24 protein-coding genes and 2 riboswitches are annotated in these 24,403 nt (G+C 48.5%); of the genes, 14 read left to right on the plus strand and 10 right to left on the minus strand.

Translation table 11 applies throughout. The annotated features are described in order from the left end of the window. Window positions 1-21 precede the first annotated feature (21 nt). The gene (locus NC980_RS11385) at window positions 22-846 is read left to right on the plus strand and encodes a Cof-type HAD-IIB family hydrolase (protein ID WP_190376301.1); all 825 of its coding nucleotides are present in this window, start codon (window positions 22-24) and stop codon (window positions 844-846) included. A gap of 181 nt (window positions 847-1,027) precedes the next feature. Here NC980_RS11385 and NC980_RS11390 read toward each other — a convergent pair whose 3' ends face one another. Beyond that, a complete protein-coding gene (locus NC980_RS11390) occupies window positions 1,028-1,789 on the minus strand; it encodes a DALR anticodon-binding domain-containing protein (protein WP_190376302.1) in 762 nt (253 codons plus the stop codon). Between the two features lie 377 nt (window positions 1,790-2,166). On the opposite strand from NC980_RS11390, the gene NC980_RS11395 reads away from it, so the two are divergent. Together NC980_RS11395 and NC980_RS11400 are read left to right on the plus strand one after the other, a co-directional pair. Continuing rightward, entirely contained in the window at window positions 2,167-2,883 is a 717-nt protein-coding gene (locus NC980_RS11395; protein ID WP_190376303.1) for a Crp/Fnr family transcriptional regulator, read from the plus strand. Between the two features lie 75 nt (window positions 2,884-2,958). Continuing rightward, a complete protein-coding gene (locus tag NC980_RS11400) occupies window positions 2,959-3,048 on the plus strand; it encodes an NAD(P)-dependent oxidoreductase (protein WP_190376304.1) in 90 nt (29 codons plus the stop codon). Between the two features lie 39 nt (window positions 3,049-3,087). Here NC980_RS11400 and NC980_RS11405 read toward each other — a convergent pair whose 3' ends face one another. The 3 genes from NC980_RS11405 to NC980_RS11415 all read right to left on the minus strand — a co-directional run bounded on the left by NC980_RS11405 (window position 3,088) and on the right by NC980_RS11415 (window position 7,431). Then, complete coding sequence (locus tag NC980_RS11405) at window positions 3,088-4,323, minus strand: lipid-A-disaccharide synthase (RefSeq protein WP_190376305.1); 1,236 nt, start codon at window positions 4,321-4,323, stop codon at window positions 3,088-3,090. Between the two features lie 60 nt (window positions 4,324-4,383). Further along, window positions 4,384-5,907, minus strand: coding sequence for a carotenoid oxygenase family protein (locus NC980_RS11410; protein WP_190376306.1), 1,524 nt, complete (start codon window positions 5,905-5,907; stop codon window positions 4,384-4,386). Between the two features lie 99 nt (window positions 5,908-6,006). After that, window positions 6,007-7,431: a folate/biopterin family MFS transporter gene (locus tag NC980_RS11415; RefSeq protein ID WP_190376307.1), complete on the minus strand. Its 1,425-nt coding sequence runs from the start codon at window positions 7,429-7,431 to the stop codon at window positions 6,007-6,009. A 234-nt stretch (window positions 7,432-7,665) separates the two neighbouring features. Between NC980_RS11415 and NC980_RS11420 the strand changes: the two genes are divergently transcribed. Further along, window positions 7,666-7,845, plus strand: a complete 180-nt coding sequence (locus NC980_RS11420) for a chlorophyll a/b-binding protein (protein WP_190376308.1) — start codon at window positions 7,666-7,668, stop codon at window positions 7,843-7,845. A 78-nt stretch (window positions 7,846-7,923) separates the two neighbouring features. On the opposite strand, the gene NC980_RS11425 is transcribed toward NC980_RS11420, so the two are convergent. Next, window positions 7,924-9,321: a DUF2079 domain-containing protein gene (locus NC980_RS11425; protein WP_190376309.1), complete on the minus strand. Its 1,398-nt coding sequence runs from the start codon at window positions 9,319-9,321 to the stop codon at window positions 7,924-7,926. Window positions 9,322-9,480: 159 nt separating this feature from the next. On the opposite strand from NC980_RS11425, the gene plsX reads away from it, so the two are divergent. The 5 genes from plsX to NC980_RS11450 are packed head-to-tail and all read left to right on the plus strand — an operon-like array spanning window position 9,481 to window position 13,877. Then, the gene (gene plsX / locus NC980_RS11430) at window positions 9,481-10,512 is read left to right on the plus strand and encodes a phosphate acyltransferase PlsX (protein WP_190376372.1); all 1,032 of its coding nucleotides are present in this window, start codon (window positions 9,481-9,483) and stop codon (window positions 10,510-10,512) included. A gap of 26 nt (window positions 10,513-10,538) precedes the next feature. After that, on the plus strand, window positions 10,539-11,537 hold the full coding sequence (locus NC980_RS11435) for a beta-ketoacyl-ACP synthase 3 (RefSeq protein ID WP_190376373.1): 999 nt from the start codon (window positions 10,539-10,541) through the stop codon (window positions 11,535-11,537). Between the two features lie 27 nt (window positions 11,538-11,564). Further along, entirely contained in the window at window positions 11,565-12,446 is an 882-nt protein-coding gene (fabD, locus tag NC980_RS11440; protein WP_190376310.1) for an ACP S-malonyltransferase, read from the plus strand. Between the two features lie 32 nt (window positions 12,447-12,478). Further along, window positions 12,479-13,117: a 1-acylglycerol-3-phosphate O-acyltransferase gene (locus NC980_RS11445; protein ID WP_190376374.1), complete on the plus strand. Its 639-nt coding sequence runs from the start codon at window positions 12,479-12,481 to the stop codon at window positions 13,115-13,117. 58 nt (window positions 13,118-13,175) lie between these two features. After that, window positions 13,176-13,877 (plus strand): TIGR02466 family protein, encoded by a 702-nt coding sequence (locus NC980_RS11450; protein ID WP_190376311.1) that lies wholly within the window; start codon window positions 13,176-13,178, stop codon window positions 13,875-13,877. Window positions 13,878-13,887: 10 nt separating this feature from the next. Here the strand turns inward: NC980_RS11450 and uca are convergent, their stop codons facing one another. From uca to NC980_RS11470, 4 genes are read right to left on the minus strand one after another with little or no spacing between them, the layout of a single operon-like run. Then, on the minus strand, window positions 13,888-17,493 hold the full coding sequence (gene uca, locus NC980_RS11455; protein ID WP_190376312.1) for an urea carboxylase: 3,606 nt from the start codon (window positions 17,491-17,493) through the stop codon (window positions 13,888-13,890). 7 nt (window positions 17,494-17,500) lie between these two features. Continuing rightward, window positions 17,501-17,683, minus strand: a complete 183-nt coding sequence (locus NC980_RS11460) for a hypothetical protein (protein WP_190376313.1) — start codon at window positions 17,681-17,683, stop codon at window positions 17,501-17,503. 54 nt (window positions 17,684-17,737) lie between these two features. After that, window positions 17,738-18,379, minus strand: a complete 642-nt coding sequence (locus tag NC980_RS11465; RefSeq protein ID WP_190376314.1) for an urea amidolyase associated protein UAAP2 — start codon at window positions 18,377-18,379, stop codon at window positions 17,738-17,740. Window positions 18,380-18,413: 34 nt separating this feature from the next. Next, window positions 18,414-19,142, minus strand: a complete 729-nt coding sequence (locus NC980_RS11470) for an urea amidolyase associated protein UAAP1 (RefSeq protein WP_190376315.1) — start codon at window positions 19,140-19,142, stop codon at window positions 18,414-18,416. 85 nt (window positions 19,143-19,227) lie between these two features. Then, window positions 19,228-19,326: riboswitch (guanidine-I (ykkC/yxkD leader) on the minus strand. 257 nt (window positions 19,327-19,583) lie between these two features. Continuing rightward, window positions 19,584-19,684, plus strand: a riboswitch (guanidine-I (ykkC/yxkD leader). 117 nt (window positions 19,685-19,801) lie between these two features. On the opposite strand from NC980_RS11470, the gene NC980_RS11475 reads away from it, so the two are divergent. The 4 genes from NC980_RS11475 to NC980_RS11490 are packed head-to-tail and all read left to right on the plus strand — an operon-like array spanning window position 19,802 to window position 23,206. Beyond that, window positions 19,802-20,863, plus strand: a complete 1,062-nt coding sequence (locus NC980_RS11475) for an ABC transporter substrate-binding protein (protein WP_190376316.1) — start codon at window positions 19,802-19,804, stop codon at window positions 20,861-20,863. 3 nt (window positions 20,864-20,866) lie between these two features. Beyond that, on the plus strand, window positions 20,867-21,715 hold the full coding sequence (locus tag NC980_RS11480) for an ABC transporter permease (RefSeq protein WP_190376317.1): 849 nt from the start codon (window positions 20,867-20,869) through the stop codon (window positions 21,713-21,715). 23 nt (window positions 21,716-21,738) lie between these two features. Continuing rightward, on the plus strand, window positions 21,739-22,509 hold the full coding sequence (locus tag NC980_RS11485) for an ABC transporter ATP-binding protein (protein WP_190376318.1): 771 nt from the start codon (window positions 21,739-21,741) through the stop codon (window positions 22,507-22,509). Continuing rightward, window positions 22,484-23,206: a biotin--[acetyl-CoA-carboxylase] ligase gene (locus NC980_RS11490; RefSeq protein WP_190376375.1), complete on the plus strand. Its 723-nt coding sequence runs from the start codon at window positions 22,484-22,486 to the stop codon at window positions 23,204-23,206. The genes NC980_RS11485 and NC980_RS11490 overlap by 26 nt, the downstream gene beginning before the upstream one ends. Here NC980_RS11490 and nth read toward each other — a convergent pair. Continuing rightward, complete coding sequence (nth, locus tag NC980_RS11495; RefSeq protein WP_190376319.1) at window positions 23,203-23,856, minus strand: endonuclease III; 654 nt, start codon at window positions 23,854-23,856, stop codon at window positions 23,203-23,205. The genes NC980_RS11490 and nth overlap by 4 nt on opposite strands. 50 nt (window positions 23,857-23,906) lie before the next feature. Between nth and NC980_RS11500 the strand changes: the two genes are divergently transcribed. Then, window positions 23,907-24,395 (plus strand): crossover junction endodeoxyribonuclease RuvC, encoded by a 489-nt coding sequence (locus NC980_RS11500; RefSeq protein ID WP_190376320.1) that lies wholly within the window; start codon window positions 23,907-23,909, stop codon window positions 24,393-24,395. Window positions 24,396-24,403 lie beyond the last annotated feature (8 nt).

The following is a 24,403-nucleotide window of genomic DNA, read 5'->3' on the forward strand; positions in this document are numbered from 1 at the left end:
TCCTTCACCCTGAATCAAGTTATGCAGCACTCTGAAATTCGGTTACTGGTTTTAGACATCGACGAGACGATCGCAGGCAAATCTAATCATATCCGTGAACCTGTCTTAGAGACGATCGCTGCCGCACAGAAACGCGGCGTACAAGTGGCGATCGCCACGGGACGGATGTATCGTTCTGCACTCCGATTTCACCAAGCAGTAGGCTCAACCTTACCTCTGATCGCTTACCAAGGCGCATGGATACAAGATCCCATGACTCAGCAGATTTTACGCCGCTGGTCAGTACCGAGAGCGCAACTGTCAGAACTCCTCGACTATTTTGAGCAGCCCAAGTTGCGTGAACTTTTGTCGATTCACTTTTATATCAATGATGATTTGTACGTCCGCGCTATGACTCCTGAAACGATCGCTTACGTCGAACGCAGTGGAATCACACCGATCGTCGTAGGCGACTTGAGATCGACGCTCCAGATGGAAACGACAAAAGTGCTGGCACTGAGCGACGATATCGCGCTAATCGATTCGCTGCTTGGCTCTTTGCAAAAACAGTACACACCCGCTGAACTCTATCTGACGAAGTCAGTCGCGACCTTCTTCGAGGCAACGAATCCAGCGGCAAATAAAGGCGTGGCAGTGAAATATCTAGCTGAAGAGTTGCTGAATCTCAAACCTGAGAACGTTATGGCGATCGGCGATAACTTCAACGACCTCGAAATGATTCAGTATGCGGGAATTGGGATCGCGATGGGAAATGCACCAGAAGCAGTGCAGCAGATCGCTCAATGGGTTGCGCCGCCTGTAGAAGTAGATGGGGCTGCGATCGCACTCGAAAAATTCTTGCTTTAAAATCAGAAAGGGCACCGACGACTGGCCGTGTTTCGTCTCGGTGCCCTTAGCTGGTTCGCTCCTCACACTCCAATACTATAGGTGGGTTTCATAGGTTTGTCACCCTTTGGCTGATAAAAATTCTTTATGGCGATTTTGTGACATTGATGTGACATTCGATCTCAACTTGTGCTGCCGAATCTTAAAGGGTTTCCGGTGCTAACACGCCCAATCCTTGCTCTAAAAGCTGTTTCAAAAGCCAATGAGTAATCATTACTAAAGCTAATCGACATTGCGCGATTTCACAGTCAACCGTGTCGTACTTTACAATTTGGCAGTGTGGGTAAAACGCTTGAAAGGCTTGGCTAAGGGCGATCGCGCTCTTCAAAACCGTTGCTTCTTCCCAAGTGTCCAGCGTTGTGACAATCTGCGCAGTGAGCGATCGCTCCTGTTGCAATAAAAGTTTTCCATCCCTCAACCAAATCGCTTCTTGACTAATCAGAACCTGTGAATCGACCAAGCGTAAAAGCGCCGCGCAGCGGGCATAGCTGTACTGACAGAAGAAAACCTCAGGATTTTTTGAAAGCGTTTGATCGGGTACCGCGTTCGACTGCCACTCAAGACCCTGAGACGAACAATGCCGTAGCACAACTTGCAGCCAAGCGGAGATCGCGATCGCTCCAAATTCAAATTCAAGTTGCCCTGCTTCAGTTGCCCTCACCGTAAGATCACGGAGAAGCTTCTTTTCAATCTCAGTTTTTGCAGAATCGAACGGCGACGATAGAAAGAAGTCAATAATTTGGCCTGCAACTTGCTGAGTCGTTTGGATTGATCCTGCACCGAATTGAAGCGCGATCGACGAGCGATATAGGGCGATCGCAGTTTGATTCCTAACCTGTTTCGGCACGCTCAGTTGCTGAAAATGCTTGAAATTCGAGAGTTCTATCTCGAATTTTGAGTGCATAATTAGGGAGTTTTCTACTTCAACATCCGTCTTTTGGCAGATTACCTCGTATATTTTCAGAAGTAACAATGAGCGAAGCGTAGGATAAGTAATCTTTGGTAGGTTACAATTCACAGTAATTACGGTTGAAGCCCTAAGATGAGACACTTTTGACCAAAAAAGTTCAGCTCTACCAGTAGTTTATGCTTGAATCTGTAAAAATCACCGTGATTCCACTGTAAGTAGCCAATTTCTCCGTATAATCTCGTAAAGACACCGGATACAGAGAACTGACCACACCCCCTGAGCAAACCTTCCATTGGTTTGAATCTCTTCTGCAATCCCGCTGGACTCAGCGCTTGTCAAAGTCTCACTGTTCTCCAACAGCCTATTAATGTATGTACTCAGTCACTCCCCAAAATTCTGACGCGGCTCGTCCGTTCCTCACTTGGCAACGAATCATTGATTGGGCGCAGGAACATTATCGCGTTCGCAACTTTAGCAAAGATGAACGGGTTCCAACTCGTCCGGGCTTGCTTTACTTGGTACAGAAGGGCGCGGTTCGCTTGGTTGGTACGGCTCAGGTGAATGCAACGAGTGGGAATGCGGCTCGCTTGGCTCGAATTAGCCCAGAGGAAGCTTTTTTAGGATTTGTGGGAACGGGTCAACCGTTTGAAATCGTAGCGCAGTCGCCCTTTACGCTCCAGGCTTATGCTCATGTAGATCAAACCTCTGTCGTCTGGATGTACTGGCATGACTTGGACAATTGGCCTCACTTCCGCCGCGAAGTCTTGGATGCGTTCCGCTATCAGCATCAGCGCAAATTGCTGTGGCTCAGTACGTTAGGACAACGCCGGACGATCGACCGACTGCTCGGCTTTTTGACCCTGTTAATCGAGGAATACGGTGAACCCACGGATGAGGGATACTGCTTACCTTTTCCTCTGACTCATGCTCAAATTGGTAGCGCGATCGGCTCGACTCGTGTGACGGTGACGCGCTTAATGGGTAAGCTGCGGCAAAAGGGAATGATTCGGACTCAGGGAGATAATCTCCTTTGTCTACCGACGGATTCGGTGATGGCTCGTTCTGAAGGAAAGCTAAACGAAAATTAGCACGATCGTGATCACAAGAAGATCCGAGAATGCAGTGATCCCCGGCTCTTCTTGCTATTTCTAAGTGTTCCCGTCATGATTTTTGTCACGGGTGCTTCTGGAGGTGTGGGAGCCGCAGTCGTAAAATATTTGCGCGATCTCAAGGTGTTTAACACATTGTCTTGATCTCGGTTCCAGGATCATTGTCATTCATGACAGAAACCCCTAAAGTGCTAATTCTTCAGCGACGATCGCGACCAGTTTTTTCGCGGCTCCTGGTTCTCCCCGCACTCGTCTAAGTCGATCTCGCATCTGATCTAGCTTTTCGGGATGCTCAAGATAATCGATCGCCAGGTCTGCGACTTCCTGCGGCTTCAGTTTTCCAATTAGTTCTGGCACGATCATTTCTTTTGCCCAAATGTTGGGCCAAGCTAATAAGCCCAATCGCTTCAGCATCATCGAGTTGATCAGCTTTGCCATACTAGAGCCGACTCCCGGCAGATTAACAAGCAATCCTAAGAGTCCATCCCATGACCGCATCGCATCAAGCTGCTGTGTGGGTAAGATCACAATCATCGGCACAGCGAGCGATCCAAGCTCTGCGGTATTCGCGCCAACTGTTGTGATACACAATTGACACTGGGACAGCACTTCATAAACTGGAACCCGCTCCTCATTTCGAGATTGCCAAAGCTCGATCGCGACTCCATTCTGAGTTTTTAATATCAGTCGATCGCCTTGAATCAATTCGCCGGAAACGTTGCCCATGAGCGGCACGATCGGATTCTGTTCTGGATCAGCATACTTCGCTAAAGTGGGTAGATCTAACGTTGGAGCAACGGGGATCACAAATTGCGCTTGAGGACGATCGCGCTGAATTTCTTCAGCGATCGCCATCATGATCGGCACACCTTGCATCAGCTTTGAAGGCTTTGATCCCGGCAGCAGTCCGATGAATTCTTGTGAGGAAGGGCTTGTCTGTTGAGTCTGCACTTCTGCCATGAGATCCCCAACCACGCTGATTTTGTCTCTAAATTGAGCGGGGGCGCGATCGAGAATTTCCGATCGCATCACACCAAAGCGATCAATCCAGCGATGCCATCGGGCCTCCCATTCGGCATAAATCACGGTGCGATATCCCAACCGCTTGCCAATCACCACCGGGAAAAACTGATCGCCACCCAGAAAAATCACCACGCCGCGATCGTGCCAGTCCCAGTTGTCCGCTGTTTTTCCTCCTAGCAGAAACGGGAAAAAATGCTCTGCGGATTGAACGCGATCTACTTCGGGATAACTCCGGGCGATTTCCGCCTCTTGTCCACTAGCGTTCGGACAGGGAGACAGCACGATCGAAATCCGCGGCTCTGAACCGAGTTGCGCTCTGAGTTCCCGAACCGTGGGCTTTACCCAGGTTGCAAGTTCACCCGGAGCATTTGACAGAATCAGAATATCAACAGCCATAACAACAATCAGAATGGTACTTCTGATTATCAATGACGCAGTTCACACAAAAAAGAGCAATTACGACTCAAAGTAATGCGGCGTGAAGGTTCCGTGCAATCCATAGGGAATGTGGTGCTTCAGATGCAGCGTTGTAACAATGCTGAGATCTTTGGCATTGACAATTACCACGTCAGATCGATCTCGCTCTGTGTTAAACACCGTTGCAATCAACCATCCGTCATCTTCTTCGCCCTGCAACTCTGTGTAAAGTCCATCCTCAGAAGCGTTTCCACGTGGAACAAATACAGGTTCACTCACATATCCAGTGGGTGCAAAGCTGCAAAGCTGCCGCGCTCCAGTCTCGACATCGACTTTAACGATCGCTTGATGCGGTGCATTCCCTGTTTCCGCATGAGCCGCCGCCATGTAGATATAGCGATGTGGTCGTCCAGCTTTTGCCGGATGAATAAACGGAAATTCACAGCAGCGGGGTTCGAGTAGAGTGCGATCGACCTGACCCGTTTCTAAGTTCATGCGAAAACGCCACAGTTGACCGGGTGAAAGTGCATCAAACTCAGTTTCTCGGTAATCTGCACCAGGTTCAACAGCGGGCAAACTGGTGTAACAAACTGAATCAATTACAATCTCGCCCTCCTGCTCGAATGCGTTTGCATGATGAAACACAAAGCCGGATGGAGTTTCGAGAGTTTGAGGTTTTGCTTTAATTGCCGGATCGCGTGGAATGATCAGAACTTTTGTCGGTTGATCCGGCTGGAATTGAATACATTCTCCTGCCGACCGCGTTCCTGCTAAAAACGGCAGCGGGTTAAACTTCACTGGATTCTGGAAGAAAATACAGTAGTTCGGCGTAATGGCAAAGTCGTGAATAAAGGCAAATCCGGGCACCGGATAATCGTGCTGGCGAACAATATTGCCATCAACATCGAGTTCGTAGATTGCGATCGTAAACGATAGCCCTGCCTTGATCGAGAAATTCACCAAGCAAGGCTTGCCACCGTCAAATTTGCTCGACGGATCAATCCAAGGATGTGCCGCAAACGGTGCGCCTTTTCCTAGCTTGCCGTCGAAATACTCTAAACCCAGCGTTTCTAGAGTGTTTGGATCAAGTCGATGGGGTTCAGCCGCTTCCCACAGTGCCAGCAGCTTACCGCCCCAGTAAATCACCTGCGTATTGGCGATATTTTTAATCCGGACATCAAAGGCATTGGCCAACCAACCGCCAGATTTCTGCGTCCCGAACACGCCGCGATAGAGAATTTTTCCAGCTTTCTGCTCCGCCAAATAGCCCTCAGTTCTGACAAACCGATTGCGGAAGTGAGCGCGTCCATCGTGAAAAGAGATCGCGCTAATCATGCCATCCCCATCAAACGGATGCTGAAATCTTTCGCCGTTGACCTCAAACAATCCAGGCCCATTTCTAAACAGCGTTCCGTTTAACTCGGCTGGCAGTTCGCCTTCAATTTCATCGATCCAGTAGTCATATTCTTGCGTGAGCGATCGATAGCCCCGCTGCCATTCTTTCGTGTTGTAAGCCTTGGTCGGAACCGTAGCCGCATGTTCAAAAAGCTGAAACCCTTGCATTGTTCGTTCGTACCTTTACCTTGATTTTTACTTGGCTTTTAAATGAGAAGAACCCCGAATGTTTTCACAAATTCGGAGTTCTGATCAGCGGTGATTTAGCTACTCGATCGAAGTCTCCACCGCTTCACCTGCCACCGAAACTAAATTCGGCATAAATGCCTGTCTGATCGGTTTTGCCGGATCAGCTTCCAACGCAGGAGGATATTGAACGGTGGACGTTGTTATATCTGCCCCAGGCAACCAGCTCAACAGCGGTAACGGCAACAACGTACTCAAATTCGTAATTAGCACCAAAATCCAGAGGTTATCGAAATTCGTATCGGTCACGCCTAACCAGTGAGTTAACAGCGCCCCGAACTCATACGACACCAGCCCCGATAAGTTCACTACCGACATTAACAAAGCAAATAGCGTGGCTTCTACCCCCGGTGGGCAGAGTCTTGCCGCCAACACCAACACAGGCATAAACGCGATCTGCCCCATCACCGTCAGAATTAGGCTGTCCCCCAAGCTAAACCAGCGATCGTCGATTCCCAACGCTCGATTGGTATGCGTTACAAGCAGCAGCATCGTCAGACCTAATACTGCGGAAATTACCGTAGACCAGCCGAAAATGGCGCGAAACGGCACAGCTTTGAGAAATCGCTGAAAAACCCAAATTCCAACCACCGAAGCGATGCTCGTCACTAATCGCACTCGCCCTAAAAACTCCGGCTCAAACCCTAATTCATTGGTTGAAAAGTAGAAAAACGAGGATTCAGCTGTGGGTGTCGCCTGCCATAAAAATAAAAACAGGGTCGGCAGCCAAATTGATTTCTGCGACACTGCTTGCTTAAGCTGCTTTAACTGATCGCCCACGATCGACCAATTCGCTTTCTCGGTGACGGGCGATTCTGCGATCAACCACGCCACACAAGACACAATCAGCGGAAACGTCGCCGTAATCCAAAAAATCGTCCGCGTGTCAAAATGCTGAAGCAGCGCACCGCTAAAATACGCCGTAATCAAACCTCCCACGGCAGACGCGCCCCAACTGAGTGACTGGAGCGATCCCGCACCGCTCACTGATTCTCCTCGCGCCCGCTCGACCACTAGCGAATCTACAATCACATCGGCGATCGCGGTCGAGAGCGATCCGAGCGAAATCGCCAAAGTTGCTGCCCAGGCAGAATGCACAACGGTTGCAAGTAAAACCCAAGCGAGCGCGCCTAGTATTCCTGACAGCACAAGATAAGGACGACGACGATATCCAAAGATCGGCAAGCCGTCCGAGATAAATCCAAACAGGGGTTTAATCATCCACGGCAGCGCGACAATTCCCAACAGCGCCGATACTTCCGCCGGGTTCAGGTGTAACTCGTCTTTGAGAAAGAAACTCACTGCCAAGCGAGCCAGCCCCAGAATTCCCTGAACAAAGTAGACCAGAAGAATCGCGATTAGCTCAGCAGAAGGCTCATGACCGAAAAACAGCTTTTCAGTAATAGAGTCTTTGAATTTGCGATAGCGAGCGTCAGAGACAATCATTATTGATGATTCTTTACAATTATCAATCGCTTTGATCATATCGCTATATTCAAAACTAGCGCGAGTTTCAGCGGTTAAAGTTAAGCGATCGCTGATTTTTGCTGAGAATCTTCGGTCTGCAGCCGCTGAATGAATAAGATTTACGGATTAAATCCTCTGGCTTACGTAATACTTTGACACTTTTCGTTACATTAGTTAATATATTTCCAGCTAATGCGTTTCAGAGTAATAACCATGCAAGATACACAAAAGATGACGGCAACGGCTACGGAAGACCGCAATGCTTGGAGATTTGGCTTCACCCCGCAAGCCGAATTGTGGAATGGTCGGTTTGCAATGCTCGGTTTTGTCGCTGCTTTAGCTACGGAATACTTGACGGGTGGTGGAACGCTTCACTTCCTGGGTCTGATGTAATTTTTCCTCTAAATTCTGGTCAACCTTGAAAGCTAGTCTTGCGGGTATCTCTTTTGGGGGATGCCCGATTTTTTTGGCTCAAGCCGCCGATCGCTTCACAAATAAATAGACGCTGCTTCTTTGATACCGAAGCTCGAATTCTGGGTTGGCTTGAACTTGACTCAAAATCTGTTGAGCGAACTGTGAACTGCTTGCCCATCCCGGAAATGCTGGATTGAGTAGAACGTACTTAAAATCACTTAAGTTCGTCGCGGGTTCGCTGCGCTTGAGGTAGTCGATCGTCGTTCGATGCGCGAGGTGCGGCACAAGATAACTCGTCGTTAACACAGGCTCTTTAGTCGTAATTTGCGCGATCGCAGCATAAGTTTCCGATAGGATCGAAACGCGATCAAGGTAACGCGACCCAAAATAACCGAATTTCGCCAATGCTAGAAAACCAATCAGCGACCAGACCAAGATCAGGTGCGATCGTCGTCTTTGGGTTGCAACGGTTGAGATCGCCATCACCATCAAAAACGGCAGAATGGGCAGCGCATATTGATTCACTAAATCTCGCTGATTTGCAAACCCCGAGAGTAAATTCATTGCAAACACTGGAATGGTTGCTAGAAGCGGCGCAAGATGACGCAGCGAAACACCCCAGCCGATCGGTGCCAAAACTAGCACAAGATAGAGTAGGTTCTCGCTCGAGAAAAGCCGTCTGACCCAAAGCCATGGCTTTAAGCCCAAATTTTGTACAATCTCATCGATCGAAGCGCCCAAATAGCTGTAGCGCATGACAAAATCCGCTCCTGCGGGACGAAAGTGAGGAATAATCACCCCCGTTGCAATCACAAACCAACTCACACCCAAAATGAGCGCGATCACCCCAGATTTTTTACGCCCTTCAAACCCAATCAGCCAAACTCCCATTGCCGCGATCGACAGCGCCAAAGATGCCCGACACCCCAAAATCAGCACCACACACAGCGTAAACCAACCAATTCGATTTGATCTCGCCGTCCAAATTGCCGCAAAAAACAGTGGCAGAGCAATCACTTCAGGATGAAAATCAAACAGACTGAGATTAAAAACAAGTGGATAAAGTAAATAGGCAACGGCGATCGCATTCGATTTCTGGCGATCGAGTCCTGCCTGATGCGCCAAGTACCAAACGGGGATCGTCGCGATCGCAAACATCCCACTCTGGATTGCAAACAACTCATAAACGCTGGGAAAAATCTGATAAACGCCTGCGATCAGATATAAAATCCAAGCCGCATGATCGCCGAGAACGTGATAGGGGCGGAAAGACACGATCGGCGTTTTTCCCTGGCTAATTAGATAAACTGCTTGATCAAAATAGCCCAAATCGAGCGCGTTGGACTGCAACAGCAAATGTCGAATGACACTCACAGTGAAGAAACCCACAAAACTGGAGATCACAAGCGATCGCAAAAAATTTTCTGATTTCCAGAATCGGAGAATCCACTGCATAAATCCGGCATATCACAGGACGCAGATAGCCTAACCTGTTCCTTCACACTTCTCAAGATGTCCCCCTTGTGAGGCAGAATAAAGCAATTCGGATAGACAAGGGTGAGGGCATCATCCGCTTCTGATAAAATTTGGAAGGTTTTTAAGAACTTAGAGCCAATGGGATCAACGCGGGTACGAATTGCAATCGATGCAATGGGTGGAGATAACGCCCCCGACGAAATTGTCGCGGGAGCGGTGCGGGCACAGGCAGAACTCGATGTCGATGTCGTCTTGGTGGGTGATCCGCAACAGGTGGAAGCGGCTCTGAAGCATCATACGCAGTCTTCGGCAATTGAAATTGTGTCCTCGGAAGGCACGATCGCAATGGAAGAAGAGCCGCTGACGGCACTGCGTCGTAAGCCAAAAGCCTCAATCAATGTGGCAATGGATTTGGTGAAGCAAAAACAAGCGGATGCAGTGGTTTCGGCAGGGCATTCCGGCGCGGCAATGGCAGCAGCATTGCTGAGATTAGGACGCTTGAAAGGCATTGATCGCCCTGCGATCGGCGCTGTTTTGCCCACGCTAATCGCTGGCAAGCCTGTGCTAATTCTCGATGTCGGTGCCAACGTCGATTGTCGTCCCAAATTCCTAGAGCAGTTCGCCTTGATGGGCACGATCTATTCGCAATATGTCTTGGGCAATTCTGAGCCAAAAGTCGGCTTACTTAACATTGGCGAAGAACCAAATAAAGGCAACGAACTCGCGATTCAGACCCATCAATTATTAACGGATAATCCACTGATTCCGTTCATTGGCAATGCAGAAGGGCGCGATGTGCTGTCTGGACACTTTGATGTGATTGTTTGTGATGGCTTTGCCGGGAATGTGTTGCTGAAATTTGCTGAAGCGGTTGGTGAGGTAGCGCTACAGATTCTGCGCGAAGAATTACCCCGTGGTCTACATGGCAAAGCGGGTGTCACCTTACTGCGCCCGAACCTGAAGCGAATCAAGCAGCGGATGGATCACGCAGAGCACGGGGGCGGATTGCTGCTCGGTGTCGATGGGGTCTGCATTATCAGTCACGGCAGTTCGCAGGCTCCGACGATTTTCAATGCTGCACGATTGGCGAAAGACGCGATCGACAACAATGTTTTAGACCGAATTCGCTCAAGCTACGATCCAACGGTTGCTGCGCGTTCTGACAGCTAACCTACGCACTGGAGTTAAAGATTTTGGTGGACTACTCAGGGGTCGGAATTGCCATTACAGGATGCGGATCAGCCGCACCGGAGACTGCGATCGACAACGATCGTTTAAGTGAAATCATGGACACTTCCGACGAATGGATTGCCTCACGCACCGGGATTCGGCAGCGACGGCTCAGCGATGCGTCTGGATCGCTCGTGCAGCTTGCGACCGAGGCGGCGAGGGGCGCGATCGAGATGGCGGGCATTGAGCCGATCGATTTAGATTTGATTTTGCTCGCGACTTCGACTCCAGACGATATGTTCGGCAGTGCGTGTCAGGTTCAAGCAGCCTTGGGAGCCTCGCAAGCGGTGGCATTTGATTTAACAGCGGCTTGTTCGGGGTTTGTGTTTGGGCTGGTGACTGCGGCGCAATATATTCGCACCGGAACTTACCGTAATGTGCTGCTGATCGGGGCGGATATTCTATCGCGCTGGGTGGATTGGAGCGATCGCCGGACTTGCGTATTATTTGGCGACGGTGCGGGCGCGGTAGTCATGCAAGCGAATACGGTCGATCGCTTACTGGGATTTGAGCTGAGAAGCGATGGCAGTCAGCATCACTGCTTAAATCTGGCGTATTCAGGAGAGCCAAAAGCGTTACTGAACGACTGTGAAATCACCCAAGGGCAGTTTCGATCGTTAACAATGAACGGGCAGGAAGTCTATCGCTTTGCGGTCAAACGAGTGCCGGAAGTGATTGAAAAAGCGCTGTTTCGGGCAAATATCACTGTGGATGCGATCGACTGGCTGCTACTGCATCAAGCGAATCAGCGAATTTTAGATGCAGTCGCCCATCGTTTAGGAATTCCCTCGGAAAAAGTAATCAGCAATCTGGCAAAATACGGCAATACTTCAGCCGCATCAATTCCCCTCGCGCTCGATGAAGCTGTGCGGGGAGGAGCGGTAAAACTAGGGGAGACGATCGCGGTATCCGGCTTCGGCGCGGGCTTGACTTGGGGAGCCGCAGTTTTTCAATGGGGACGCTAACTCGATTCATGACAACTAATTAGGACAATGGTAAAAACGGCATGGGTGTTTCCTGGGCAGGGGTCTCAGGCGATCGGAATGGGACTCGATTTATTAGAGGTTCCCGCAGCAAAAGCGAAGTTTGCTCAGGCAGAAAAAATTCTCGGCTGGTCGGTGGTCGAGATTTGCCAAAGCACGGAAGATAAAGTGTCGCAAACGCTTTATACGCAGCCTTGTCTGTATGTGGTAGAGACGATTTTGGCGGATTTGCTGAAGGAGAAAGGCCGGTATCCTGACTACGTTGCAGGGCATAGTTTAGGCGAATATTCGGCGCTATATGCAGCGGAAGTGTTTGATTTTGAAGCGGGACTGCGATTGATGCAGCGTCGAGCTGAGCTGATGGATAGTGCGTCGGATGGCATGATGGCAGCGCTGTTAGGGTTCGATCGCGATCAGCTTGAGGCAGTGTTGGCACAAACACCGGATGCGGTTCTGGCGAATGACAACAATTCAGGTCAGGTGGTCATTTCTGGAGTGCCTGCGGCGGTTGAAGCAGTGATGTCACAAGTGAAATCGAAAAGAGCGGTCAAATTGAATGTGAGCGGGGCGTTTCACTCGCCTCTGATGGCAGATGCGGCGGCGCAGTTCCAAACGGTGCTGGATTCAGTGAATTTCAAAGCGGCTCAAGTGCCAGTTTTGTCAAACGTTGATCCAATCCCAAGCCGGAATGCGGGTGAATTAAAAAGTCGGTTAAGTCGGCAGATGACGGGTTCGGTGCGGTGGCGCGAAATTTCGCTCAAATTTCTGGAAGAACAGGTCGATCGAGTCGTCGAAGTCGGTCCTGGAAAAGTTTTGACGGGAATTATTAAGCGCACTTGTCCCGATCTCGTGTTAGAAAATGTGAGCAGTCTTGCTGACATCCCCGTATGAGAGAAACGCCCACCTGCCCTGTGAACGCTGAAATTTCACCCGATCGTGAACCTTTGATCAGTTTGATTCTGTATCACCTGTTCAAATGGTCGATCGTGTCTCCGGTGCTGCACACTTATTTTCGCGGTCGCATCTACGGAGCGGAGAATGTGCCGAAACAGGGGCGGCTCCTAGTCGTGAGCAATCATGCCAGTGATTTCGATCCGCCGTTGTTGTCTTGTGCGATCGGTCGTCCGGTCGCTTATATGGCGAAAGAAGAACTGTTCAATGTTCCTGTTCTGAAGCAGGCGATTAAGGCATACGGGGCATATCCGGTCAAGCGAGGAACTGCCGATCGCTCAGCGATGAAAGCGGCGATGGCTTCGATCGAGTCCGGTTGGGCGACGGGTGTGTTTCTCGATGGCACTCGCACTACTGACGGTCGAATTGCTGATCCGAAATTAGGAGCCGCTTGGATTGCGGCAAAAACGAATTCGCCTTTAATTCCAGTGAGCTTGTGGGGAACGCATCAGATATTCAAGCCTGGAAGCGCGATTCCGCGCCCTGTGCCGATTACGATTCGGATCGGGGAAGTCATTGACGCGCCGCAGAGTAGCGATCGATCTGAGCTTGAGGAAATCACTCAGCGATGCGCTGCTGCAATTCATGCGTTACATGATTTAGGACGGTGACGAATTGAGCCGAGACAACTGTTACACTCGATCGGGCGAAGGATTAGAAGGATAGCGAATGCCGATCGAGACTTGGTTTCCTCTAGCGATTTATTATGAGGACTTGCCAGATGCCGCGAAGCATCAACAAAGTTTGATCAAGGCGGTACTACAGCTAGAGAAAGAAGCAATCGAACCCCGGAACTATCCGGAGATGGCTTGGACAGGAGACATTCACGGCGTTAATCAGATTCATACTCATCCCGCTTTTGAATGGATTGTGAAACAAGTCGAGCAGCACGTCGCCGCTTATCTACAAGACATCGGCGTGGATTTGAGCAAAGTGGATCTGTACATCCAAAGAGCGTGGCCCATTGTCTCACGGGCTGAACAAGAAATCGGCGCTCATTCCCACAATACGGCTCATATTAGTGCGGTTTACTATATTCAGGTGCCGACTGACGAAATGGGCGATCCAGGAAGTTTAGTCTTCTTCAACGATGCGCGAGTGAATGAAGTTTGTCCGGGGCTGGGAAGCGAGAATACGGATATTGTCGATGCAGATAACTATCTGAATCAGCTTTATGCTGCTTATCCACCCGTGGAGGGGCGGTTGCTGATCTTTCCAGCGAAACAGCGTCATGCAGTCACAATGAATGAGACAGAGGAATTGCGGATGTCTTTGTCCTTTGACATTGTGGTGACAGCAACAGGAACCGCGGCAGGCGTATATGAGTTTCTAACGCCGCCGCCGCAGCAATGGAAGAAATTTTCTGGTTAGCAAAGGTTCCTCATGACCGGATAGCGAGTAGAACCTGACCTGCGGAAACCGTCTGCCCCTGAACGCAGTAAAGTTCTGTAATGGTTCCTGCTTCGTCTGCGGTCACTGCAATTTCCATTTTCATTGCTTCTAAAATTACTAAGCGATCGCCTTCTGCAACTACATCTCCTGGCTTGACCAAGACTTGCCAGACATTTGCAGAAACATGAGCAACGACGGCTTCACTATCTGGAGGCAGAACAATCTCAGGTGTTTCTTCCTGATCAGCTTGTGCTTCTTCGAGGGTTTCTTGGCGGGTAAATTCTCCGGCCGCTTCCCAGCGATCGCGCTCTGCTTGGAATGCGGCACGTTGTTTCCCTCTAAATGCAGCAATCTCATCCGCATTCGATTTGAGAAACTCATTGTATTTTCTCAAACTAAAGGTTTCTTCTTCGATTCTGAGCTTCAGTTTGCCTTGAATTAAAGCTTCTCGATCGCGTAGCAATTGTTCTGCTGAAACCGGATAGTATCGAATCTGATCAAAGAACCGCAATAACCAAGGCTGTGTAAAGTCCTCTGTTTGCTTGTAACGGTTCCAAATTGGTACGGTGCGTCCTACAAATTGATAGCCACCCGGACCTTCCATGCCATAGATGCACATATAAGCCCCACCAATCCCGACTGCATTTTCTGGTGTCCAAGTGCGAGCAGGATTGTACTTCGTGGTGACGAGACGATGCCGTGGATCAAGCGGTGTAGCAACAGGTGCACCGAGATACACATCTCCTAATCCTAAAACTAGATAGCTTGCATTAAACACAATGTCTTTGACTTGCTCGATGCTATCTAAGCCATTAATGCGACGAATGAATTCGATGTTACTTGGACACCAAGGCGCATCGGGTCGCACCGACTGCATATATTTCTGAATGGCTAACTGGGTCGATTCATCATTCCAAGAAAGTGGTAGATAAACAATGCGAGTCGGGACTTCGATCGTATCAATGTTCGGAAGTTCTGATTCAGCTTTAGTCAGAATTGCAATCAGTTCTTGAACGGGAAGAGTGCGACTATCGTAGTGAATTTGAAGCGATCGGATTCCCGGTGTGAGATCAATAATGCCCGGAATGTGGTTCTCTTGCAGCCATTGAACCAAGGCATGAACACAGAACCGTAAGTTCAAATCCAGCACCAGCTCCCCATATTCGACGAGAAGATACTTATCTCCAGCTTGGCGATAGGTGACGGGAATTTGATCGGCATCAAAAATCCGATCCAGAATCGGGGAGTGTTCTACGACTTGCAGCGGTGCAGGTTTTGGTAACGGAGTGAGTGTTACGATCGCGCTATCCTGAGCAAGTTCTCGATCGCGGGCTTCCGTCGCGCTTAACCGATAAAACCGAACGGTATCCCCTGGCTTTAACTGTCCAATTTTCCAGAGTTCAGATTGTACGATCGTTGCCGGACAAACGAATCCGCCCAAACTAGGTCCGTCATGAGCAAGGATGATTGGCATATCACCAGTAAAGTCAACCGTGCCGATCGCATAAGCATTATCGTGAATGTTCGATGGATGTAGACCTGCTTCACCGCCATCGGTTCGCGCCCATTTCGGTTTCGGTCCGATGAGACGAATTCCTGTTCGAGCGGAGTTGTGGTGGATTGTCCAATCGGTTGAGAAGAACATATCAATGTCTTCGGGTGTGAAGAAGTCCGGTGCACCATGCGGACCATACATCACTCCGATATTCCATTGAGTCGAGCATTGTTCTTTGTACTGTTGAACTAACTCAGATGAACAGTGTCGAGCTGAAATTTCGCTTGTGGATTGCTCAATGTGTAGAACGTCCCCGGTTCTGAGAGTTCGTCCTGCATGTCCACCAAACTGTCCGAGCGTGAAGGTCGATCGACTGCCCAGATACTCTGGCACATCCAAACCATTCTGAACAGCGATGTAAGTTCGATATCCATCGCCTTGAATTGCTTTAAGCTTCAGGGTGCTCCCTGCTTTGACTTCAATTGCTGTCCAAAATTCAACAGGTTGCCCGTTCAGAGTTGCCTTCATGGTTGCGCCTGTAAGCGCGATCGTTGTATCACAGTTAAATCGCAGCGTTGGACCTGTTGCCGTACATTCTAAACCTGCTGCGGATTCAGGATTCCCCACAATTCGGTTTGCCACTCGGAAGGCAAAATGATCCATCGGACCTGATGGGGGCACACCAATATCCCAATATCCCAGCCGTCCTGGATAGTCTTGAACTGTGGTGTAAGTTCCAGGCTCTAGAATGTCGATCGTTCTCGGCTTGTACTCGAATGAGTTGAGAAACCTTGTGCTGATCGTTCCAGCTTGGAACTTGGGAGCAGCAACCACCTGCTTCAGATAGTCTAAGTTCGTTTCGATGCCTGCGATCGTTGATTGCTCTAAGGCAGATTGAAGGGCTGCGATCGCGGAGGTGCGATCGTCACTACGAACAATCACTTTTGCCAGAAGCGGATCATAAAACGGTGTTACCTCAGTCCCCGCTTCAATCCAAGCATCAATGCGAACCGAATCCGGAAACTCGACAGCATTTAACAATCCAGAACTCGGCTGAAAGTTCTTGTTCGCATCTTCTGCATACACTCGCACCTGAATCGAATGACCTTGCGGACGATGCTGATAAGCTTTGATAAACTCGGTCTCACCTGCTGCCACTCGGATCATCCATTCAACGAGATCAACGTCGCTAACTTCTTCCGTGACACCATGTTCAACCTGCAAGCGAGTGTTGACTTCTAGAAAATAGAACTGTTGTGCTTCGACATCAAACACATATTCGACAGTTCCCGCCGATCGATAGTTCACTGCTTTCCCAAGTCGAATCGCCGCGTCAATCAATCCCTGTCTCAACTCATCAGAAACTCCTGGTGCGGGCGTTTCTTCAATCACTTTCTGATTGCGTCGCTGCGTGGAACAGTCCCGCTCACCTAGCGCAATTACATTCCCGGTGCCATCCCCAAAGATCTGAACTTCAATATGTCTTGCAGTTTGAATGTATTTTTCTAGGAAAATTCCGCTTTGCTTGAAGTTAGATTGACTCAAGCGCTGAACTTTCTCATACGCATCGGATAGTTCTGCTTCACTCATGCACACCTGCATCCCGATGCCACCGCCCCCTGCGGTACTCTTGAGCATCACCGGATAACCGATCGTACTCGCCACTTCTCGTGCCTGCTCTAAACTCTCAAGCAAAGAACTCCCCGACAGCATCGGCACTTGATTCTGTTGAGCAATTTCCCGCGCCGTATGCTTCAACCCGAACTGCCGCAACTGCTCTGGAGTCGGACCAATAAACGCAATTCCTGCGGTTTCACAAGCTTCGGCAAACTCAGCATTCTCGCTCAAGAAGCCATAACCCGGATGAATCGCATCTGCACCCGTTTGTTTCGCGACTTCGAGAATGCGATCGTACTTCAGATAGCTCTCTGCCACCGGAGCCGCGCCAATATGAACGGCTTCCGTCGCCATTGAGGCGTGCTGAGCATGAGCATCTGCATCCGAGTAGACTGCAACCGAAGGAATATTTAAGCGATCGAGCGTCCGAATCACTCGACAAGCAATTTCGCCTCGATTAGCAATCAGAACTTTGTTGAACATAGAAAGACTACCGATGTTTGATCACGAGCTTTAGCACTAGAAAACTAAACAGTCCCAAGACAAAAGACCATAAAGCGCTGAGTGCTGGATTGTTAGGATAGAGATAAGCATCTGCGAGTACCCAAATCCCGCGCCAGGTAATTGCGGTTGCAAAGAGTGCAACACAGGCAGAAAGCAATGGAATTTTCATAAGTTCTTTGCCATAAAGGGCGATTTGTGCAGTGATGCAAATCGCCCTTTCTCCTTAAGCAGCGTCCCAAATAATTAGCCGAATCGGAGTTGGATTGTAAGCATTACAAGGATTGTTGACTTGGGGACAGTTAGAAATCAAAACCATCAAATCCATTTCTGCTCGCAGTTCAACAATTTTGCCAGCTTCAGAGATGCCGTCAACAATTTCCAAACGTCCATCTTCACTGACTGGAACATTCATGTAGAAATTGACGTTGCTGACTAAATCACGCTTGTTCATTTCATACTTGCTGAGTTCCAGCAAATAGTTCTCAACACAGGCATGAAGATGTTTCTTGTGCAGCCCATAGCGCACTGAGTTGCTTTCCATGCTGCAAGCACCGCCGATCGTGTCATGTTTGCCACACTCATCATCGGTAATCGTCGCCATCACATTTCCTTCGTTGGAAATCAACTGAGTTCCTGTGGTAATGAAGATGTTACCTTGGCGAACGACAGTATCAGGAGCACTGTAGCGTTCAGAAACATCATGAGCATTGTAGAACAAAGTATCAACTGCCTGATTACCCATGAGATCAACAATCCGCAGCGTTTGACCCTTCTTTAGAATCCTTGACCAAGGCTGACGTGCAGGAACAGTCTCATCGTAAATCGCAGTTGCCGGATCAAGTTTCGTTTGTAGAGTAGAAACCATTGTTAGTTCTCCAAAAATCTATGTTCTAAGCAATCTAAGCTTGAGCAAACAAAGCATCAGTGTTCTGGAAGGCACGCACCGCTTCCGGGCAAGAAGTCCGACACAAATCATCTGCCGCCGGGGTCGAAGATTTCCAGATTGTGAGTTGAACTGGTTTCGGCTTGTATTCAGTGCTGGGGTGCAACACATGAGGACAGTTCGACACCACGACCAATACATTCATCTCTGCCCGCAAATCGACAAAGCTTCCTGGCTTTTCAATGCCCTCGATATAGTTCAAATCACCATTGGGAGCGACTGCAACGCGACTAAAGAGATTCACGTTCGGCATCAAGTCCTTCCGAGTCAAACCCCGCTTACCTAGTGCTTTGAGGAAGTTGTTGCGCGAGTTGTTGTAGTCTCCTTCACCGTATTTTGCCAAGCTGCTGGCAGCATTGCTACATCCACAGATCAAATCGTGATAACCAGATGTATCTTCGGTAATTGAGAACAGCACTCGACCCATATCCGAATAGAGCAGCTTACCTTTCTGCAGAAACGCATTGAACTGAATTTTTGAAGTGTCGGCAACATTCAAGCGCTCGATCGGGCTATCTGCGTTGTAGCAAATCAGCGAAACCCCTTGAGAGCCTTCTAAATCGGTGATTCTGAGTGTATTTCCACGCTTAATTACAAAATGCCAGTACGCGCTACCGGGGAGCTTTTCATCGAGCAAAATCAGGCTGGGATCGATTTGCGAAGTCTTATCGATGGTCTGCACCATAAAAATTCTCCAGAAAATAAACGATTGAGTGCGATCGACCTGAAACGGCAAAGCCCAGGAGATACCAAAACAGTGATCTGTATGGCTCTCCCGGGCTTTTATCCCGCCGTGTGACCGAATATCATTTCGGCTGCTTCTCTCGGACCAGGCATTCTAATGAACCGGAACCCTAGAAGCGTACTCCTATTCAATTTGCGTTTGAGTTCTGAATCGTTAAGTTGCTTAACTCTTCGTTAGTTTATCACTTCATATTAAGAAGTCAAGCGATCGCACTCAATTTTTTGATTCATGAATTCTCGTTCTTTGGAAAGTTGTGAAAGCTTAAAAAGTTCCTGTCTAAATCATAAACAGTAATGATTGATACAAACTGCTTGGAAATCAGTTGTTACTGTAAAATCGAACCAACCCACCCAAAGTGGTGCGCGATTGCAGTTCTAAAATTTAATTTGCTTCTAGGGTTCCGGTTCGTAGAATGTCTGGTCCGAGAGAAGCAGGCTAACCGAAAAATGTTGGCTACACGGCGGGAGAAAAGCCCGGGAGGAACTTTCAGTCGAAGCACAAGACTGTGAGGTTTCACCTGGGTTTTTCTATTAGAAACTCGATCGTTTGTCGCTAACCTTTCCGCTCTATTTCCCAGAACCTTGACCCAGGATTTGCTTATGAAAGCGAGAACGATCGTGACTTCCTGTTTGCTGTTTTTAATGGCTGTATTTCTAGCAGTTGGTTGCACAAATCCTGCCACTTATATTCGGACGACGACAGAAACAGAAGCAGTTGCAGCCACGACAACCGCAAACACGATTCGACTCGGTTTTAGTGCTTGGCCAGGTTGGTTTCCCTGGGAAGTTGCACAGCAACAAGGCATCTTTAAAACTAAATCTGCTAATGCTGATCTCAAGTGGTTTGATGGCTATTTGGAATCGATTAGCACGCTTACAGCAGGACAAATTGATGCCAATAGTCAAACGCTCGGAGATACGGTGAATTCGATCGCGGGTGGTGCAGATCAAGTCATTGTGTTGGTGAACGATAATTCAACCGGAAACGACAAAGTTATTGTTCGAGAAGGCATCAACACGGTTGCAGATCTCAAAGGAAAAAGAGTTGCAGCCGAAGAAGGAACGGTCGATCATTTCTTGTTGTTATTGGGCTTGAGAAAAGCGGGACTTTCGCCTCAAGATATTCAATTCGTGCCACTTGAAACTGGGAAAGCTGCCGCCGCATTTGTTGGCGGACAAGTCGATGCCTGTGCCGTTTTCGCACCCTTTACGACTCAAGCATTGAAGCGCTCAAACAGCAAAGAACTCTTCAGCTCCAAAGATTTTCCGGGCGCAATTTCGGATCACTTAGTTGTCAATCGCAAGTTTCTGTATGAGCATCCGGATCAAGTGCAAGCTTTAGTGGATACTTGGTTTTCAACGCTCGACTACATCAAAAATAATCAAGCGAAAGCTTATGAAATTATGGCGAAACGGGCGGGAGTGTTGATCGACGAATACAAAGAATACGCCGATGGCACTCGTTTATTTACGCTCGAAGAGAACCTGAAAGCCTTTCAGCCTGGAAACGACATGACTTCGCTGCTTTATGCAGCCGATGAAATGAGTCAGTTCCTCATGGACGTTGGACTCGCGAAAAATAAACCAAACACGATGTTATTGTTTGACGATCGCTTTGTTAAAGCCCACGCTCAGAACCAAAAAGTAGCCAAAGCAGCTTAAGTTATGCAAAACTCGACTCCTCGATCGATTCAGTCTCTGATGAAGCCTAAGCCGATGAAACCAACGGTGTTTTGGCGTTTAGCAGAAGACATTCCGAAACCTTTGTATACGACTTTAACCGTTCTGTCGATCGCGCTTCCGCTCTTGCTCTGGTGGGCAGTCACAACTTTCGGCAACATTGATTCAAAGTTTCTCCCTTCACCTGCAAAAGTGCTAGAGGCATTCGGGCGACTATGGAGCACTCGTGAACTGCTGAAGGATACCATTGCAAGCTTGTGGCGGGTCGGAGTAGGGTTTCTATTTGCGGCATTGTTATCTATCCCGGTTGGCATACTGATGGGTAGCTTTCCAAGCATTCGAGCTTTGTTGGAACCCTTGTTCGGATTAGTGCGCTACATGCCAGCACCCGCATTTATCCCACTGTTGATTCTCTATCAGGGAGTTGATGAAGAGCCAAAGATTACACTAATTTTCCTTGGAACGTTCTTCTTTAACTCCCTAATGGTGATGGACACCGTGAAGTTTGTGCCGAAGGATTTGATCGAAGCAACCTATATGCTCGGTGGCAATCGTCGAGCCGCATTAACTCAAGTCATTTTGCCGCACGTCCTTCCGGGAATTTTGGATGCTTGTCGAATTAACTTAGCAGCAGCTTGGCAGCTTGTAATTGTGTCTGAATTGATTGCAGCGACAGAAGGTTTAGGACGGCGAATTAGTGTAGCAGGACGCTTTCTCAGAACCGATGAAATTTTTGCTGGACTAATTGTGATTGGAGTCATTGGTCTAACATTTGATTTACTGTTTCAGTATCTGTTGCGCGTCACTTGCAAATGGGCAAGCCAAAAACGATAACTTTCACTCTGGAGACCTCACCAATGTTTTTGCAAATTAACAATCTCAGCAAGCATTTTTCCACCAGTAATGGAACGCTCGTTGTTCTGAAGGATATTGATATCGAGATCGAGCAAGGCGAATTTGTTTGCGCGGTCGGTGCATCGGGGTCAGGTAAATCAACACTGCTGCGTCAGATTGCAGGATTGGATACACCGACTATTGGCGAAGTGCGGATCGAAGGCAAAAGAGTTATAGGGCCAGGACCCGATCGCGGCATGGTTTTCCAGCATTACACGCTGTATCCGTGGATGACTGTGCAGGAAAATGCAGAGTTTGGTTTAAAGCTGCAAGGCGTGCCGAAAAAAGATCGTCGGGAGCAAGCTGGCTACTATCTGAATGTGGTGGGCTTATCACAGTTTGGTAAGGCGTTGCCGAAAGAGCTATCCGGTGGGATGAAGCAGCGAGTTGCGATCGCTCGTGCTCTTGCTTCGGAACCGAAAATTCTGCTGATGGATGAACCGTTTGGAGCTTTGGACATCCATACCAAAGAGTCGATGCACGACTTTATGATTGATCTGTGGCAGCGCACAGGCATTACAATCTTTATGATTACTCACGATGTCGAAGAAGCAGTGTTTCTCTCGAACCGAATTTTTGCTCTGAGTGCGCGTCCGGGAACGGTTCGCAAGGTGATGAACATTAATTTACCAGAACGAGCAGCTTCGGTGAAGCGACATTCTACGTTTCACGACTATCGGGATGAACTTATGGATTTGTTACGCAAGCATGGACAAGAAGCGATCGCAGCCTGACAAACAATGGTTGATTGAGCTAGAAAGCTGTGAAAGTACCAATTCTTGGGCACTAGAGCAGCTTTCTCAATTGCAGCACGGAGATGTGGTGTTTACCCACAATCAGACCGCAGGACGGGGACAGTTTGATCGTGCTTGGGTGTCTTCGTCGGGTGCATTAACTGCGAGTTTTGTGCTGAATTTGCCGATCGCGCAACTCGCGGGGTTGAGTTTGATTGCGGGACTTGCGACAATTGATGCGATCGAAACTTTGTCGCCGAATTTGCACGGTACGCTGGGTTTGAAGTGGACAAATGACGTATTTGCAGAAGGTCGAAAGCTTGCGGGTGTGCTGTGTGAATCGCGGATTCAAGCAGAGCAAGCTCAGGTCGTCGTAGGAATTGGGATTAATTGTGAGCCCGTACCTGTGGATGGGGCAATTAGCTTACAAGAGATTTCAGCGTATGTACCAGATTTACAAGCACTCTTAGAGCAATTACAATATTGTTTGCTGCAACTATGCAATCGCTCTCTTGTGGAATTACTGCCGGAGATTCAAGCGCGAGACATTCTACAGGGAAAAACGATCGTGTTCGATGCTGTAAATGAGCAATTGACTGGAGTCGGTGCTGGAATTGATGAGCAAGGACGACTGTTAATTCAACTTGCTGACGGGATTAGGGCTTATCGATCAGGGCGCGTGTTATCGATTGATTAATCAATCTTCTGTTCGCACCAATCTAAAACAGGGCACTGGAGACAATGAGGACGCTTCCCGGTGCAAATGTGTTTCCCAAACGGGACTAATAATTGATTAATTTCGATCCAGTAGCGTTGCGAAAGTTTTGCTGAAAGTGCGATCGTGGTTTTCTCTGGTGTTTTCGCTTCGACGTATCCCCAACGATTTGTAATCCGATGCACATGAGTATCGACGCTGATGTATGGCTGTCTGCAGGCGATTCCCAAGGCTAGGTGAGCGCATTTCACTCCAATTCCCTTAAAGCTTAATAGCACCTCTAAATCGGCTGGAAGTTCACCTGCATAATCGTTAACGATTTGATTCGCGATCGCATGAATTTGCCGTGCTTTTTGCTCTGGATAGGTACACTCTCGAATCAGCGTTTCAATTTCTTCTGGGGTGAGTTGTGCAATCTGATTCGGTGTCCGAGCGCGTTCAAACAATCGACGTGAAACAGGTAAGCTCACTTCATCGTAGGTGCGAACTGAAATTAAGCAGCTAATTAATTGCTCAAACAAAGAAGTGTAACCCGCTTCGTAGAGTTCAAACATTGCAGCTTTGGGAAGTGCCTCAACAGCTTCGCGGACTCTATCCAGCACGATATCAATATCAAATGGAAGTTTCGCCATATTCGATAGTTCGAGTGTATTATGAAAGTCTAAAGATAGCGCTAATACAAATGCTAACGTTACAGGGAAAAATTATTTTAGGCATCGATCCGGCGATCGCAACGATCGGATATGGAGCAATCCAGGACGACACGGTTTTAGATTATGGTGTGATTGTGACTCCTGCAAAGTCTTCAATCTATGATCGCTTGAAGCAGATTCACGATGATGTTTGTGAGCTTTGCCAAATTCTAAAGCCTGATGTTGTTGCCTTAGAAATGCCTTTCTTTAGCCGCGAAATGACAAGCGCGAATAAAGTTCTGCGAGCATTAGGTGTAATCGAGTTAGCGCTGGGTGAATGTGGTTTATCTGAGCCGATTTTTTTACACCAATCGCAGGTAAAAGCTTCTGTTGCAAAATATGGAGCGCAAAAATCAGAGATTCAGCAAGCCGTGATGATGATTTTTGGACTGTCAGAGCCACCAAAACCGGATGATGCAGCCGATGGATTAGCGATCGCCTATGCCGCGCAATCCGGCGCACGCGCAAACGTGAAGTAGAGATGGCG

Source organism: Leptolyngbya sp. AS-A5, from assembly GCF_039962495.1.
Lineage (GTDB): Bacteria > Cyanobacteriota > Cyanobacteriia > Leptolyngbyales > Leptolyngbyaceae > Leptolyngbya.